Raw genomic sequence first — 15,812 nt, 5'->3', positions numbered from 1 at the left:
AAGCCATGATTTATATCATTATCCCTTTTGTTTTTCTACTAATCGGAGTATTCGCTTACAATTCCCTTATCGAAAAAAGAAATAATGTTACGAATGCTTTTTCGGCAATTGATGTAATGCTGAAAAAACGTTTTGATTTGATTCCGAATCTAGTTGAAGTAGTAAAACAATATACCAATTACGAACAAAGTACCTTAACTAAAATTGTAGAACTTCGTGCAAAAGCGAATTCAGGTTCTTTAACTGAAGCCGAAAAAGCGAGTTTGGATACGAAATTAAGTACGGCCGTAAAAGGCTTAATGGTTACAGTTGAAAATTATCCGGACTTAAAGGCTAATACAAATTTCATAAACCTGCAAAGCACCTGGACAGAAAGCGAAGAACAAATTGCTGCTGCCAGAAGAACTTATAATGCTGCGGTTACGAGTTATAATAATGCAATTATGATGTTCCCTGGAAATCTATTTTCTGGAATGCTGAATTATACTAAAATTGATGTTTTGGAAACTGCAGAAGAAGAGCGTAAAAATATTAGTGCAAAAGAACTTTTCAATAATTAATGGATTCAGAAATTAACACCAATACAGCCTTGCAAGAGGTTTTGAATGCATTAGAAATTGACCGAAAAAAGATCGCCGAAACTTACAAAACCTGTTATATTTTATTTGGTCTTGCCTTTGTGCTTCTGATAGTTGGTTTTTTTATTCGAATTCCGATTATTGGTTTTCTGGGATTTGCAGCTTCTGGTATTACTGGTATTGTAATGTATTTTCAAATAGAAGATACTGCTGTGAAATACAAAGTTGCTTACAAAACGAATGTTGTGGCACAGGCATTAAAAAATATTAATGAAAGTTTAATATTAACACCGCAAAGTGGACTTCCGGAATATGAGTTTATAAGTTCTGAGCTTTTTACAACAGAGCCGGATCGTTATAAAACACAGGATTTGATAAGCGGAACAAACGATAAAACCTCTTTTTGGTTTGCCGAAGTTCATGCCGAATATAAAACAGAAACCCGCGACAAAAACGGAACCAAAACACATTGGCACACTATTTTTAAAGGAATTGTTTTTGTAGCCGATTTCAATAAAAACTTTGAAGTTTCAACAGTTGTGCGTCCGAAAGGTTATGGAGAAGCTTTTAGTTCGTGGTTTTCTAAAAACGTTTTTAGTTTTGGAAACAGCGAAGTAGTGGAATTAGAAAACACGGAATTTGATAATAAATTTGCAACCTATTCCAGAAACCAAATTGAGGCGCGATATATTTTAACGCCAGCGATGATGGAAAGAATTCTGGACTTAAACAGCAAATGCGACGAAACGATTTCGCTCTCTTTTATAAGTTCGAAAATGTATATTGCTTTTCCGTTGTCTCATAATTATTTTGAAGCGCCTATTCATTCAACGCTTTTAGATCCTGATTTACTTACCAATGATATTTCGATTGTGAAATTCATGCATGATATTGTTCATGAACTGGATTTGAATACTAGGATTTGGGGGAAGGGGTAGATTATTTAATCAAAGCACTTATGAAATCAACACTGTCTTATATTTTTCAATTTTTTTATTGGCTTTGGTTCGTATTTTTTTTCTTTTACACTATAGGAGAAATTTTCAAGCTTAGTCAGACTTCTATAGGAGAAGGATTAATTTTTATGGTGGCTTCAACTTTTGTATTATTTATCGTTGGACTTTTCCTGTATTTGTTTGCACTTACTTTTGAGATTCCAAACGAGATGAATAAGTTTTTAAGATCAGGGTCTCTTGTTTTTTGTGTCCTTTTATGTATAGTTTTTTTTATTTTTCTAAGAAATAACAACAGTTTAAGCGCACATTATTAATTGAATTTACCAAAGTAAATTAAGATTATGGGAACCCGATAGCGCGGATTTGCAATCCGTGCCCGCAAAGATTGAACACCAAATAAGTTGAAAAAAGATATGCTTTGTGGGCACGGATTGTAAATCCGCGCTAACGTTGTGCTATTGCGGTTGTAAATCAAATAAATTCAATTTATATTTGATTTAATTATGATCGAAAAAATCCTAACAGACTACGTAACATTTATCAGAAATTTTGAAGCTTTATTAAAAGATAAATACAAACAAAATATAAATCCATGTTCGTTTTCTCATGACTTTTTTGAAAGAAAAGGAACAATTGATGGAATCGAATATTGGTTTCATGGAACTGGCTGTACAGCAGAAAAAGATGGTGCTATATATGCCTATGATATTTCACTTTTTGAAAAAGATACAATCGAGTTTTCTCAATGGAAACTTACGGAGCTTATAAGAACTCATCCTGAATATCAGAAATTAAATTATACTGAAGATTATATCGAGTACGAACTTTATCAACTTATAAATAAAGGAATCTTGGAATGGTTGACTATTGAAGGAATTGAAGGAACTCCTTTTGGGTGTGTTTTTATGACTTACAGAGTTGTTAAGGAATCAATTTTTATTCAATAAATCTTCTTATGAAACCGAATGACCTAGCCCTGATGGGAACGGCATCCTTTTGCGCCGGTTCCGATAGCTATCGGGAGGCGTAAAAGATATAGCGGACAGCAGGAATAAGCTCCTAATTAAAATTAAAACCAGATAGCGCGGATTTGTAATCCGTGCCCGTATAGATTGGACTCTATATAAGTTGAAAAAGATATACTTTGCAATCAGCTCAGGATATTCCAAAATTTTGCTATCCTCGCTAATTTTTTTTAAATTTGAGTAAATGAATTTCCCAAACATTCATTCAAATCTTCTTAGATACAGAAAAAGCAATTGCATACAATACGTTTTCAGGCTCCAATAACGATAAATTTATAGTAGACACATTCGGGAAATTATATATCATTAAGACATGAGTTACGAAAAAATCAAAGAAGAATTTATTAAAAGTGCGGAATCGTATATAAACGCAAAGCGTCAACCTTTCGAAAAATTATCAGGGATGGAACTAGTAGATGCCAAATCTCATTATCTGGATGATTTTCAAGATTACATTATGCACCTAAACTTTACATTAAATGCATTGATTGAAGAGCATTCGATATCTTTTCAAACACATGAAGAGGCAAATGCTTTTCAAGATTATATCAAACCGACTTTTGGGATTCTAGGAAGAAAGTTTACAGAAGGACTTATTGATTAAAAAGAGAAAATTTACGTTTTCAAAAGCCTTCGACTCCGCTCAGGATGACAATCGGGTTAAAATTTCAAATTCCAACTTCAAAAACAATTCCAAAGAAAACCTTTGTCTCTTTGTAACTATGTCACTTTGAACCTTAAAAAAATACCTATTTTTGTAATTCAAAAGAAAAGCAAAAATCAGCAATAATGTTACAACTTAAAGATTTAGAGCAATTAGCCGGCGAACTCGAGGGCACACTTTTATACGATGATCTTCATAAAACACTTTACTCGACAGATGCATCGGTGTACCGGATTCGGCCAAATGTGGTGGCTTTGCCTAAATCTACGGCAGATATCAGCAGGTTAATTCGGTTTGCGGGCGAACACCATATTTCGGTTACGCCAAGAACTGCAGGAACTTCACTTGCCGGACAAGCCGTTGGCGACGGACTTGTGATTGATGTTTCGAAACATTTCACCAAAATATTAGGTTACGATGCCGAGAAAAAAACGGTTACCGTTCAGCCCGGCGTTATTCGCGATGAGTTGAATTTATATTTAAAACCTCACGGTGTATTTTTTGCACCAATCACTTCAACTTCTAATCGTGCGATGATTGGCGGAATGGTGGGAAATAATTCTTCAGGAACAACTTCGATTCGTTATGGTGTTACGCGTGATAAAATTGCTGAGGTAAAAGCGATTTTAAGTGATGGATCGGAAGTGGCTTTTGGCGAATTGACTTCAGCGGAATTTATTGAGAAAACCAAAGGAGATTCTTTAGAAAATAAAATTTACAAAAGTGTTTACGACGAACTTTCGGTAAAAGAAAATCAGGAAGAAATTATAAAAGAGTTCCCGAAACCGGAAATCCACAGACGAAATACAGGTTATGCCGTTGATATTTTGCTAAGATCAGAATTATTTGGCGGAACAGAACCTACAATAAACTTAGGGAAATTACTTTGCGGAAGCGAAGGAACTCTCGCTTTTACAACTGAAATCACTTTAAAAGTAGATGATGTACCTCCGCCTCATAGTATTATGGTGGTGGCACATTATCACACAATTCAGGAATCTTTGGAATCTGTTGTCGTGGCGATGAAACATCATTTGTACACTTGCGAAATGATCGACGACACGATTTTAGATTGTACGAAAACGAATCGTGAACACATTAAAAACCGTTTCTTTTTGGTTGGAGAACCCAAAGCGATTATGCTTTTTGAAGTGGCGTCGAACACGCTTGAAGATGCCGAAAATCAGGCAAATGCTTTAATTGCCGATTTAGAGAAAAACAATTTTGGTTACGCGCTCGTAAAAATTTACGGTCCTGATATTGATAAAGCGAATGAATTGAGAAAAGCAGGACTCGGACTTTTAGGAAGCATCGTTGGCGACAATAAAGCAGCCGATTCTATTGAAGATACAGCTGTAGAATTAAGCGATTTGCCAGCATATATTGCGGAGTTTTCGGCAATGATGTTAAGCCACGGACAGGAAGCGATTTATTACGCGCATGCCGGTGCGGGAGAATTGCATTTGCGTCCGGTTTTGAATTTGAAGAAAACGGAAGATTTAAAATTATTCAGAACCATTGCGACCGATGTAGCGCATTTGGTAAAAAAATACAGAGGTTCGTTAAGTGGTGAACATGGCGACGGAATTGTGCGTGGCGAGTTTATTCCGTTTATGATTGGCGAGAAGAATTACGAATTGCTCAAAAGAATCAAATTAGCGTTTGACCCGAATTCGGTTTTGAATATCGGAAAGATTGTTAATGCCTTGAAAATGGATGAAAATCATCGTGTTATTTCGGGAAGAGTAGAACCGGATATTAAGACGTTTCAGGATTTTTCAGACAGTTTAGGGATTTTGCGTGCCGCCGAAAAATGCAACGGTTCCGGCGATTGTAGAAAAATGCCATCGGCAGGAGGAGCAATGTGTCCGAGTTATCGTGCGACGCGAAACGAGAAAGAAACGACTCGTGCCAGAGCAAATGCTTTAAGAGAATATTTGACCTATTCTGAAAAAGAAAACAAATTTGATCAGAAAGAATTATACGAAGTTTTTGAGTTGTGTGTAAGCTGTAAAGCCTGCGCCAGCGAATGTCCGAGTAATGTTGACGTTGCGACTTTGAAAGCCGAATTTTTATACCAATACCAAAAAGCAAATGGATTTTCGACCAGAAACAAGATTTTTGCCAACAACGCCAAATTGAACAAAATGGGAAGCAAATTCCCGTCGATTACGAATTTTATTTCGAATCAATCTCTGGTGAAAAAAACAATGGGAATTGCGCCCGAAAGACAGGTTCCACTTTTGGCAAAAAAGACTTTTAGAAAATGGTATGAAAATAATAAACCTAAAAACGCCGATTTTCCAAACGGACAATTGTATTTGTTTGTTGATGAATTTACCAATTATTATGACGTCAATATCGGAATCGATGCTTTTGAATTATTGACGAAATTAGGTTATGAAGTTTTAATCGTAAATCATGAAGAAAGCGGTCGAACATATTTATCAAAAGGATTTTTAGAAGAAGCGAAAAAGATAACCAATATCAATATTAATATATTCAAAGATTTAATTTCCGCGAAAGCGCCATTAATCGGAATTGAACCTTCTGCAATTTTGACTTTTAGAGATGAATATTTACGATTGGCATCGGATAAAGAAAATGCAGAAAGGATTTCGCAAAATGCCTTCACAATTGAAGAATTCTTCAAAAAGGAAATCATCGACGGAAAAATAACACCGGATTCCTTTTCTGAAGAAACAAAAGAAATTAAAATTCACGGGCATTGTCATCAAAAGTCATTGAGTTCTGTAGAAGCAACTTTTGCTATGCTAAATTTGCCTAAAAATAATACGGTTACGATTTACAATTCGGGCTGCTGTGGAATGGCAGGTTCTTTTGGTTATGAAAAAGAACATTATAAAGTGAGCATGCAAATGGGAGAAGACACGCTTTTTCCTAAAGTGCGCAACACCGCCGAAAATGTAAAAATCGCTGCTGCAGGAACAAGCTGTCGTCATCAAATTTATGATGGAACAAAACGTGAAGCACAGCATCCGGTTAGTATTTTGAGAAGTTGTTTGAAGTAAAGTTTAACAGCAAAGAACGCAAGGAATTACGCGAAGAACGCAAAGATTTTTTGTTTCTCTCGCAGATTTGGCAGATTGTTCAGATTTTATTTTTTAAATCTGTTTAAATCTTTAATAGATTAAGCAAAATCCGCTATATCTGCTAAATCTGCGAGAGAAAATTTAAACTACTGCAATCTTCTTCCCGGTTTCTGCGGCTTTATAAATTGCATTGATGACTTTAATGTCTTTAAGACCTTCTTCGCCGGTAATGTGATTTGGAAGTTTTTTGTTTTCTAATAGTAATTTCGCGATTTCATCCATTTGTGTCTGCTGTTGGTTGATAACAGGAAATTTTAGCGGGCCTTTAGATGTTTTTCCTTCAAAAGGACCGTAACTCAAAGCCGGACTTAATTCAAACGAACCTTCATCTGCGGAAGCATAAAATCGATCAACATCATAAGCTACAGTTGTGTTGCAATTTGCAGTTGCTCCACTTGGGAATTCCATTTGCCAGGAAATACTTTCCTCAGTTTCAGAAAAAATTTGTTTGTTATATATTTTTCCGAATTGTGCTGTAACTGCAATCGGTTCTTCGCCTAAAACATAACGACTTGCCTGAATGCAATAAACTCCTAAATCCATTAGTGGACCACCTCCAGATAATTTTTTGTTAAGTCTCCATTCGTTTCGGTCATTGAAATCGATAGTGCTTTTGGTATCAAGCGGATCATGAATTTTGTAACCAAGCGATGCTTCAATATAACGAACCTGCCCAAAAACTTTCTCTTGTCCTAAACGTTTAATTTCAAGATGAGTTGGTTCATAATGTAAACGATACCCAATTGCCAATTGTACATTATTATCATTGCAGGCTTTTATCATTTCTTTGCAGTCCTGAATAGAAATTGCCATCGGTTTTTCGGTAATGACATGTTTTCCGGCTTTTGCCGCGCGAATCGTAAATTCTTTATGGAGACCATTTGGTGTTATAACGTACACTAAATCAATGTCTTTGTTTTTTGCAATTTCATCGAAGTTTTGATAATTGTAGATATTTTTTTCTGGAATATTATATTGACTTTTCCATCTTGCCGCTTTTTCGGGCGTACCGGTTATTATTCCGGCCAGAGTGCAATATTCAGAAGCCAGAATTCCTTGTGCCACCCTAGAGGCATAATTTCCTAAACCGCATAATGCGACGTTTAATTTTTTGCCGGTATAAGAATGTTGATTGGTTTCTGCAGCGGTTAAAAAAGATGGAAGTGAAGTCACGACAACCGAAGCGCCAACTCCCATTCCAAATTTATTTACAAAAGAACGTCTTGAAATTTTTTCCATAAATTTACCTTTAAATTAAATTGTTTAAAATGATAAGTGTGCTGTCTTCTTAAAATGTTACATTTTATGATGTTGCGAATGCCTTTTTGTTGTTTAATTTTTGAAATAAATGTTAAAAATACGATGATTTGCTCCTAATGATTATCGATAAATTATAAAATTGAAAATCAAAAAAAAAATCAGAATAAATTTCTTCAATCTGCGAAATCTATCAGCAAAATATATTGAGAAAAAACAAAATGGTTTTATATATTTGAAATCAGGATAATTTTTGCATTATTTGCAAAATAAAACCACAAAGACCGATATAAATTAATTTATAATAGTAAAAAACATATATGGCATTTTCAAGTTTATTCCGAAAGAAAACAGTACAGGATATTTTGAAGCAAGTTGCTCAGAATGAATCAGATGGTCATAATGCACTGGGAAAACATTTGACTACTAAAGATTTAACTGCTTTTGGAATAGCGGCTATTGTTGGAGCGGGAATTTTTAGCACAATCGGAAAAGCAAGTGCAGATGGTGGACCAGCTGTTATTTTCTTGTTTTTGTTTACAGCTTTGGCTTGTAGTTTTGCCGCTTTTGCTTATGCCGAATTTGCTTCGATGGTTCCGGTTTCAGGAAGTGCTTATACGTATTCTTATGTTGCTTTTGGAGAAATAATTGCATGGATTATCGGTTGGGCATTAATCATGGAATACGCCGTCGGGAATATTACCGTGGCGATATCGTGGAGTGATTATTTTACCGGACTGCTCCAAAGTGGCGGAATTCATTTACCGCAATGGATTCAGATGGATTATCTAACCGCTTCAAACGGATTTAATGATGCAGAAGCTTTAATGCGAGGCGGAAAATCTTTCGAAAATTTAAGTACAGCTTTACAACAGGCGCATACCGCCTGGACAACGGCGCCAACAATTGGTTCTTTCCATTTTGTAACAGATATTCCGGCTTTGTTTATCATTATTTTGATTACAGCTTTGGTTTACAGAGGAATGAAAGAATCTCGTAACGCCAGTAATTTAATGGTTGTTGTAAAACTTTGCGTGGTGCTTTTAGTAATTGCTGTTGGAGTATTTTATGTAGATACTGCAAATTGGGATCCATTTGCTCCAAATGGAGTTGGAGGAGTTTTAAAAGGAGTATCAGCTGTTTTCTTTGCTTATATTGGTTTTGATGCGATTTCGACAACTGCCGAAGAATGTAAAAATCCACAGCGCGATTTACCACGCGGAATGATGTGGGCAATTATTATTTGTACTATTCTTTATATTGCTATTGCCTTGGTTTTAACCGGAATGGTAAAATATCACGAATTAAATGTTGGAGATCCGTTAGCTTTTGTCTTCGATAAATTAAACTTAAAATGGATGTCAGGAATTATTGCCGTAAGTGCGGTAGTGGCGATGGCGAGCGTTTTATTGGTTTTTCAAATGGGACAACCTCGTATCTGGATGAGTATGAGCCGTGATGGTTTGTTGCCAAAGAAATTTTCTACGGTTCACCCAAAATTTAAAACTCCTTCTTTTGCAACAATCGTAACAGGTTTTGTAGTAGCAGTTCCAGCATTATTTTTAAACCTGACAATGGTAACCGATTTATGCAGTATCGGAACTTTATTTGCCTTTGTTTTAGTTTGTGCAGGAGTTTTGGTTCTACAAAACAAACCTGAGATTCCGAGAGGAAAATTCAAAACGCCTTATATTAATGCTAAATTTATTTTGCCAGTTTTAATAATCGCTGGATTGTATTATGCTTTTGCTTTCAACAATAAAGCAACAATGGCTTTTATCAATAATGAACCTCAGATTTACGATGCGACTTCGATTGTAACTTCTTTAGATAAAACGGAATCTGAAAAGGTATTTAATTATTTAAAAAGCATAGAAGTAAATAATAAAACAGCCGAAACTTCAGATTTAGAACATTTATTAGGACAATATCAAGACGACGAAACTAAATATGTTGAAGTTGTAAAAGGATTGCCAATTAATGATTCAGCAAAATATGAGTCAGGATTTAGTTTATTTAAACACAAAATCCCGATGTGGATCTTCTTATTCGTTTTAGTTGGATTAGCGGTTTGGGCATTCAGAAAAAACCTTTCTTTAATTCCGCTTTTAGGATTAATCTGCTGTCTTTATATGATGGCCGAATTAAGCGTTTGGAACTGGATTTATTTTACAGTTTGGTTATTGATTGGACTATTTATTTACTTTACTTACAGCAGAAAAAATAGTAAACTAAATACTCAAGTTGTGAGTTAAAAGTAAAAAGTTATATGTGAAAAGCCGTTCTGAGAATAATTTCAGAACGGCTTTTTCATATAAAATTCACTCAAATTTTCTCGCGCAGATTGTGCAGGTCTACCAGATTTTTTTTAGATTTCTACAATAATCAGCATAATCAGCCAAATCTGCGAGAGAGAAATCTTAGCGAACCTCTGCGAAAACGCTCTGTGAATCTCCGCGAAATGAACCCTTTAAAATCCCAAGCTCAACCATACAAGCCTTCATCATTTCGTAAGTACGATCAATATCATTATCCAAACCAATAGAAAAACGAATCAAACCATCTGTTAATCCCATTTCTTTTTGTTCTTCTAACGGAATTTCACTCGAAGTAGAAGTTCCCGGCGCGCTGAAAAGTGTTTTATAAAAACCTAAACTCACCGCTAAATATCCTAGATTTCTTTCCTGCATCAATTCCATTAATTCATTGGCTTTTTCCAAAGTGCCAACATCAATCGTCAACATTCCTCCAAAACCATATTCCGGATTAATCATCGTTTTGTACAATTCATGACTTGGGTGGCTTTTTAATCCCGGATAAACCGTTTTTAAACCGTCTTTCTCAAATTGATCCGCAAGAAAATGTGCATTATGACTATGCTGTTTAATTCTAATATGAAGTGTACGAAGATTTTTCATAACACTTGCCGAACGCAAACTATCCATCGTTGGTCCCAAAAGCATACTTGCCCCGGAATTTACATTTTTCAGCGAATTAATAAATTCTTTTGATGCACAAGTTACACCGCCAACCGTGTCGCTGCTTCCGTTAATGTATTTTGTCAAACTATGAATTACAATATCAGCACCTAATTTTGCAGGCGAAACTGATAAAGGAGAAAACGTGTTATCTACAACCAATTTCAAATTATGTCTTTTAGCAATTTTAGCCAAACCAGCAATATCAGCAACTTCTAATAGCGGATTACTAACCGTTTCACAATACAAAACTTTCGTTTTTGGTGTTATCGCAGCTTCAACAACATCTAATTTAGTAATATCTACAAAGCTCGTTTCAATCCCGAATCTTGGTGTGAAGTTTTTAAGGAAAGCATAAGTTCCGCCATAAATAGTTCGGCTTGAAACAATGTGATCGCCAGCGCCGCACAATTGTAATAAAGTAGGCGTAATCGCTCCCATTCCCGAAGCCGAAACGTTTGCTGTTTCTGTTCCTTCCATCGCTGCCAAAGCCTGATCCAAATATAAATTACTTGGTGACGAATGACGCGAATATAAATAACAGCCTTCCATGTTTCCTTCGAAAGTATCAAACATAGTTTTAGCGGAAAGAAAAGTATAAGTCGAAGAATCTGAAATCGACGGATTCACACCGCCAAATTCACCAAAGTACTGCAAATCCTGAATTTTATCTGCTGGGTTGAAGTTTTTCATATTAGTTAGTTTAAAGTTTTTATTTGTTTCATGTTTCAAGTTATTAGTGCATTGAATCTAAATTTTAGAAGCAATTCCAGCTTTCCGTTTCAAGTCCTCATAAAAAATACAAAGTTTCTAATGTTCTAAAAAGAGCTTCCGTTGGTCGCTTTTTTAGAACAAGAAACTTTTGCCTTTTTTACTCCGGGCTTTCCACTTCAATCTGGGCTAGGGCACTCGTTTTCAAGAGAAATCTTGTTCAAAATAAGATCTAATAAGAAAATTAATCAACTAAAAAGTAAATATTTAGATTTTAAAACTATAAATGTATATTTATAATGATTTTTAATCTAAATTTGAATTAAGAAAACCCAATCAATAGATTTTCTTTCATCTCGCAAATTTGACAAAATGACTTTAGACGCAACAGATAAAAAACTCTTGGTTTTACTTCAAACCAATAGTAAAAAAACAACCAAAGAACTATCCTTAAAACTTGATCTTTCTGTAACAGCAGTTTACGAACGAATCAAAAAGTTAGAAAGAGAAGGAATAATTAAAAACTACGTCGCCTTAGTCGATAAATCCAAAATTGAAAAAGGATTTGTTGTTTTCTGTCATTTAAAACTCATTCAGCATACAAAAGAATTCCTAACCAAATTTGAAAGTGAAGTCATAAAACTACATGAAGTTTTAGAATGTCATCACGTAAGCGGTGATTACGATTATATTTTGAAAGTCCTAGTAAAAGATATGGAAGCTTATCGTGAATTTTTAGTAACCAAATTAACTTCATTGCAACATATTGGAAGTACCCAAAGTATGTTTATGATTAGTGAAGTGAAGAATTCGACGGTGATTTCGTTCTAAGAGGTTCAAAGTTACAGAGTGACAAAGGGGCAAAGGTTTTTTATTCTCATTTTTGTCATTTCGACGAAGGAGAAATCCTCGCAAGTAACTCCACAATGTGAGCCCAATCTTTGTAGAGCTTGTCATGGAGATTTCTCCTTCGTCGAAATGACAAATAGCACGCAACAATCTATTCTTAAAAAAAAACTTTGCGCCTCTGCTCCCGATAACTATCGGGATTGCGTGATTAAAAACAAAAAACTTAGCGGCCTTCGCGTAATTCTTAGCGCTCTTTGCGGTAAAACTACAGCCCAAAATTTCACGCAAAAAACATTGGAAATTAAACTTCAAACAGAACTTTATTCCTTAATTTTGTAACCGCTAAAATAAAAACAAAATACTATGAGTTCATTTGACGTAGTCATTATAGGTTCAGGTCCTGGAGGATATGTATCAGCAATTCGTTGCGCACAATTAGGTTTCAAAACTGCAATTGTAGAAAAATATAATTCATTGGGTGGAACTTGCCTTAACGTAGGTTGTATTCCTTCAAAAGCATTATTATCTTCTTCTCATCATTATGCTGAAATTGCTCATTTTGCAGATCACGGAATCGAAGTTTCTGGAGATGTAAAAATCAATTTAGAGAAAATGATCGCGCGCAAACAAGCCGTTGTAGATCAAACCGTAGGTGGAATCAACTACTTAATGGATAAAAATAAAATTACTGTTTTCAATGGTTTAGGTTCTTTCGTAGACGCAACGCACATTGCAGTTGCAAAAGCGGATGGAACTTCAGAAACGATTGAAGCAAAATATACTGTAATCGCTACAGGATCAAAACCATCTTCTTTACCATTCATCAAAATTGATAAAGAAAGAATCATCACTTCTACTGAAGCTTTGGCTTTAAAAGAAGTTCCAAAACACCTAGTTATCATTGGTGGAGGAGTTATCGGAATCGAGCTTGGACAAGTTTACTTACGTTTAGGAGCTCAGGTTTCTGTAGTGGAATTCATGGACAGAATCATTCCAGGAATGGACGGTTCTCTTTCTAAGGAATTGACTAAAGTATTGAAAAAACAAGGAATGAAATTCTATGTTTCTCACAAAGTAAAATCAGTTGAAAGAAACGGCGATGCTGTGGTTGTTCAGGCTGAAAATGCAAAAGGAGAAACTATCACTCTTGAAGGAGATTATTCATTAGTTTCTGTTGGTCGTCGTCCTTATACAGACGGATTAAACGCTGACAAAGCCGGAGTTAAAATTTCAGACCGAGGACAAGTTGAGGTAAATGATCATTTACAAACTAATGTTCCAAATATTTACGCTATTGGAGATGTTGTTCGTGGCGCAATGTTGGCGCACAAAGCAGAGGAAGAAGGAACTATGGTTGCTGAAATCTTAGCGGGTCAAAAACCACATATTGATTATAATTTAATTCCTGGTGTAGTTTACACTTGGCCGGAAGTTGCCGCAGTTGGACAAACTGAAGAGCAATTGAAAGCGGCAGGAGTTGCTTACAAATCTGGAAGTTTCCCATTCAAAGCGTTAGGACGTGCAAGAGCAAGTGCTGACTTAGACGGATTCGTAAAAATCCTTGCTGACGAAAAAACAGATGAGGTTTTAGGAGTTCACATGATTGGTGCTCGTACAGCTGATTTAATTGCTGAAGCGGTTACTGCAATGGAATTCAAAGCTTCTGCTGAAGATATTTCAAGAATGAGCCACGCACATCCAACTTTCGCGGAAGCGGTAAAAGAAGCCGCATTGGCAGCAACAGAAAACAGAGCCATTCACGTATAATTTTTTACGTAAATCATATTTTAAAAAAAAACGTCAGAAACTTTTCTGACGTTTTTTTTTATTGCTTTATTATTTTAAAAATATAATAAGTTTCTTTGTTTTTTAAATAGACACTATAAGTCTCATTTTCTTCGTTAAATATCTTATAAAGATATTTTTCACCCTTCACACTTAGGTTCCCTCGCGAAACGTTATTACTTTCAATAAATTCTAATTCAAATTGACAATTATTTTTTTTTCTAAAATACAATTTTGAATAAGTATTGTCTTCAAATTTTTCAACCCATAAATTATCACTTAAAGTTACTTCTACTTTTTTGCCTCCTGCTTCAATATAATAGTATTTTGAAATTTTGTCAAAATGATTGCATTGTTCTTTAGATATATTAATTAGTGGTTCTTTATTTTGTTCAGAATAATCATTTGAGAATGGTTGAGGAGGAAAAAGAGTTTTAAATTCACCACAATTTTTTAGTAATCTATAATAAATCTGAGTAAATATTTTTTTTTGAATTATTGTGTCATTAAATCTCGATAAGTACGGGTATATATGAGATTTTTCTATTGTATTCATTCTTATTTCATTGTCCAAATTCTTATTTTGAACTAATGATTTGCATATTTCAACATTTAAAGAATCAACTGCCTGGACAGATTGTGATCTCGAAAAAGAAGAGCAAAATAGGAAAATCAGCAATAAATTTATTTTCATTTTTAGGGGCTAAATTAATTCTCCAAATTTAGCTTTTTGAACACATTATCCTAAAATACGTGCGATTTTTTTTCTTTTTATCCACATTATTTTTAATAGCTAAAAAATATAAAGTTTCAGAAAAATTTTGTAAATTAGATGTGTATTTCAGATGCTATCTTTATGATAATTAAAAAGATAACATTATGAAAAATAAATATATCGCTCCAATTCTTCTTGGAGCTGGAATTGCAGCTGTACTTTATTCCTGTGGTTCTACTATTCCTAAAAAAGCTGTTGCTGTCACTAATTTTGACAAGGCAAAATATTTAGGAAAATGGTATGAAATTGCAAGGTTAGATTATAAATGGGAAAAAGATTTAATAAATGTCACCGCCGAATATTCGCTGAATGATAATGGTACTATAAAGGTAGATAACAGGGGCTATGATGTCAAAAAAGACAAGTGGGAAGAAAGCATCGGGAAAGCCAAGTTTGTCAAAAAAGACGATATTGGTATGCTTAGGGTCTCATTTTTTGGTCCTTTTTATGCTGGGTACAATGTTATCGCAGTAGATCAGGATTATAAATATGCTCTTGTTGTAGGCGAAAGTTTAAAATACATGTGGATTCTTTCCAGAGAAACGAGTATTCCTGAAAGTGTAAAAGCTGATTTTTTAATCAAAGCACAAGATATCGGCTATAAAATTTCAGATCTTATCTGGGTAAAACATGACAAAAGAAATTAAAAGAAAACCCAGCACTTTAAAAGGTGCTGGGTTTTTTATTTTAATGAAGAATAAATTAAGCTGTAAAAACACTTTTGTAATTATCCCAATATCTGTAAATCAAAAATAAGTTGCCTAAAAATAACAGTCCGGCAATCGGAAGACCTTCTGGTGTAAGGAAATAATTGATGAACAAGATATTTACAGTAATTGGCAAGATCAAAATATTAGCTAATGTTACATAACGTCCTGTTACAAATGCAATTCCGCAAAGCAATTCAATTGATTTAGCCAAGGGCATTAAATAAGTAGAAGCCATTAAACCTGTGTTGAAGGCTTTAAAATCATTATTGGTTGCTGGTTCTGCAGGCATTAAGTGAAAGAAAAAACTAATAGAAGCAAAAAGAAGCAAAAGACCAATTAAAACACGGACAATAGTAGTAGCAATTTTCATAATACTTAGGATTTTTAAATAAGTTAAAAAATATAAATAAT

Annotated in this window: 13 protein-coding genes; 9 read left to right on the top strand and 4 right to left on the bottom strand. The window is 34.7% G+C overall.

All coding sequences use genetic code 11. The features are described 5' to 3' along the window. Nucleotides 1-5: 5 nt before the first annotated feature. From ACWA1B_RS09905 to ACWA1B_RS09885, 5 genes are all read left to right on the top strand, one after another. Nucleotides 6-560, top strand: a complete 555-nt coding sequence (locus ACWA1B_RS09905; RefSeq protein WP_456906412.1) for a LemA family protein — start codon at nucleotides 6-8, stop codon at nucleotides 558-560. Continuing rightward, a complete protein-coding gene (locus ACWA1B_RS09900; protein WP_456906410.1) occupies nucleotides 560-1,516 on the top strand; it encodes a DUF3137 domain-containing protein in 957 nt (318 codons plus the stop codon). Before ACWA1B_RS09905 ends, ACWA1B_RS09900 begins: the two co-directional genes overlap by 1 nt. A 521-nt stretch (nucleotides 1,517-2,037) precedes the next feature. Further along, nucleotides 2,038-2,481, top strand: a complete 444-nt coding sequence (locus ACWA1B_RS09895; RefSeq protein WP_456906409.1) for a DUF6896 domain-containing protein — start codon at nucleotides 2,038-2,040, stop codon at nucleotides 2,479-2,481. A 481-nt stretch (nucleotides 2,482-2,962) separates the two neighbouring features. Then, complete coding sequence (locus ACWA1B_RS09890; RefSeq protein WP_456906407.1) at nucleotides 2,963-3,163, top strand: hypothetical protein; 201 nt, start codon at nucleotides 2,963-2,965, stop codon at nucleotides 3,161-3,163. Nucleotides 3,164-3,348: 185 nt separating this feature from the next. Next, nucleotides 3,349-6,255, top strand: a complete 2,907-nt coding sequence (locus ACWA1B_RS09885; RefSeq protein WP_456906405.1) for an FAD-binding and (Fe-S)-binding domain-containing protein — start codon at nucleotides 3,349-3,351, stop codon at nucleotides 6,253-6,255. A 162-nt stretch (nucleotides 6,256-6,417) separates the two neighbouring features. Here ACWA1B_RS09885 and ACWA1B_RS09880 read toward each other — a convergent pair whose 3' ends face one another. Then, complete coding sequence (locus tag ACWA1B_RS09880) at nucleotides 6,418-7,575, bottom strand: Gfo/Idh/MocA family protein (protein ID WP_456906403.1); 1,158 nt, start codon at nucleotides 7,573-7,575, stop codon at nucleotides 6,418-6,420. Between the two features lie 338 nt (nucleotides 7,576-7,913). On the opposite strand from ACWA1B_RS09880, the gene ACWA1B_RS09875 reads away from it, so the two are divergent. Continuing rightward, nucleotides 7,914-9,848 (top strand): amino acid permease, encoded by a 1,935-nt coding sequence (locus tag ACWA1B_RS09875; RefSeq protein WP_456906402.1) that lies wholly within the window; start codon nucleotides 7,914-7,916, stop codon nucleotides 9,846-9,848. A gap of 165 nt (nucleotides 9,849-10,013) precedes the next feature. Here the strand turns inward: ACWA1B_RS09875 and ACWA1B_RS09870 are convergent, their stop codons facing one another. Beyond that, complete coding sequence (locus tag ACWA1B_RS09870; RefSeq protein WP_456906400.1) at nucleotides 10,014-11,264, bottom strand: aminotransferase class I/II-fold pyridoxal phosphate-dependent enzyme; 1,251 nt, start codon at nucleotides 11,262-11,264, stop codon at nucleotides 10,014-10,016. Between the two features lie 390 nt (nucleotides 11,265-11,654). Between ACWA1B_RS09870 and ACWA1B_RS09865 the strand changes: the two genes are divergently transcribed. Both ACWA1B_RS09865 and lpdA read left to right on the top strand, forming a co-directional pair. Then, nucleotides 11,655-12,113, top strand: coding sequence for an Lrp/AsnC family transcriptional regulator (locus tag ACWA1B_RS09865; RefSeq protein ID WP_456906398.1), 459 nt, complete (start codon nucleotides 11,655-11,657; stop codon nucleotides 12,111-12,113). Between the two features lie 381 nt (nucleotides 12,114-12,494). Then, nucleotides 12,495-13,898: a dihydrolipoyl dehydrogenase gene (lpdA, locus tag ACWA1B_RS09860; RefSeq protein ID WP_456906396.1), complete on the top strand. Its 1,404-nt coding sequence runs from the start codon at nucleotides 12,495-12,497 to the stop codon at nucleotides 13,896-13,898. 58 nt (nucleotides 13,899-13,956) lie between these two features. Here the strand turns inward: lpdA and ACWA1B_RS09855 are convergent, their stop codons facing one another. Next, the gene (locus ACWA1B_RS09855; protein ID WP_456906394.1) at nucleotides 13,957-14,610 is read right to left on the bottom strand and encodes a hypothetical protein; all 654 of its coding nucleotides are present in this window, start codon (nucleotides 14,608-14,610) and stop codon (nucleotides 13,957-13,959) included. A 185-nt stretch (nucleotides 14,611-14,795) separates the two neighbouring features. Here ACWA1B_RS09855 and ACWA1B_RS09850 point away from each other — a divergent pair, with 185 nt between their 5' ends. Next, entirely contained in the window at nucleotides 14,796-15,338 is a 543-nt protein-coding gene (locus ACWA1B_RS09850; RefSeq protein ID WP_456906392.1) for a lipocalin family protein, read from the top strand. Between the two features lie 55 nt (nucleotides 15,339-15,393). On the opposite strand, the gene ACWA1B_RS09845 is transcribed toward ACWA1B_RS09850, so the two are convergent. Continuing rightward, a complete protein-coding gene (locus tag ACWA1B_RS09845) occupies nucleotides 15,394-15,771 on the bottom strand; it encodes a DoxX family membrane protein (RefSeq protein ID WP_456906390.1) in 378 nt (125 codons plus the stop codon). Nucleotides 15,772-15,812: the final 41 nt, after the last annotated feature.

The organism is Flavobacterium xizangense, assembly GCF_054075145.1.
The sequence above is the reverse complement of the archived record's forward strand: the minus strand, read 5'-3'. Positions and strand labels throughout refer to the sequence as shown.

Bases quoted from the DNA above. Each gene is read 5' to 3' on its own strand.
- ACWA1B_RS09905 (WP_456906412.1), top strand. From the start codon at position 6: ATGATTTATATCATTATCCCTTTTGTTTTTCTACTAATCGGAGTATTC.
- ACWA1B_RS09850 (WP_456906392.1), top strand. From the start codon at position 14,796: ATGAAAAATAAATATATCGCTCCAATTCTTCTTGGAGCTGGAATTGCA.
- ACWA1B_RS09875 (WP_456906402.1), top strand. From the start codon at position 7,914: ATGGCATTTTCAAGTTTATTCCGAAAGAAAACAGTACAGGATATTTTG.
- ACWA1B_RS09855 (WP_456906394.1), bottom strand. From the start codon at position 14,610: ATGAAAATAAATTTATTGCTGATTTTCCTATTTTGCTCTTCTTTTTCG.
- ACWA1B_RS09885 (WP_456906405.1), top strand. From the start codon at position 3,349: ATGTTACAACTTAAAGATTTAGAGCAATTAGCCGGCGAACTCGAGGGC.
- ACWA1B_RS09865 (WP_456906398.1), top strand. From the start codon at position 11,655: ATGACTTTAGACGCAACAGATAAAAAACTCTTGGTTTTACTTCAAACC.
- ACWA1B_RS09900 (WP_456906410.1), top strand. From the start codon at position 560: ATGGATTCAGAAATTAACACCAATACAGCCTTGCAAGAGGTTTTGAAT.
- lpdA (WP_456906396.1), top strand. From the start codon at position 12,495: ATGAGTTCATTTGACGTAGTCATTATAGGTTCAGGTCCTGGAGGATAT.
- ACWA1B_RS09895 (WP_456906409.1), top strand. From the start codon at position 2,038: ATGATCGAAAAAATCCTAACAGACTACGTAACATTTATCAGAAATTTT.
- ACWA1B_RS09890 (WP_456906407.1), top strand. From the start codon at position 2,963: ATGGAACTAGTAGATGCCAAATCTCATTATCTGGATGATTTTCAAGAT.
- ACWA1B_RS09845 (WP_456906390.1), bottom strand. From the start codon at position 15,771: ATGAAAATTGCTACTACTATTGTCCGTGTTTTAATTGGTCTTTTGCTT.
- ACWA1B_RS09880 (WP_456906403.1), bottom strand. From the start codon at position 7,575: ATGGAAAAAATTTCAAGACGTTCTTTTGTAAATAAATTTGGAATGGGA.
- ACWA1B_RS09870 (WP_456906400.1), bottom strand. From the start codon at position 11,264: ATGAAAAACTTCAACCCAGCAGATAAAATTCAGGATTTGCAGTACTTT.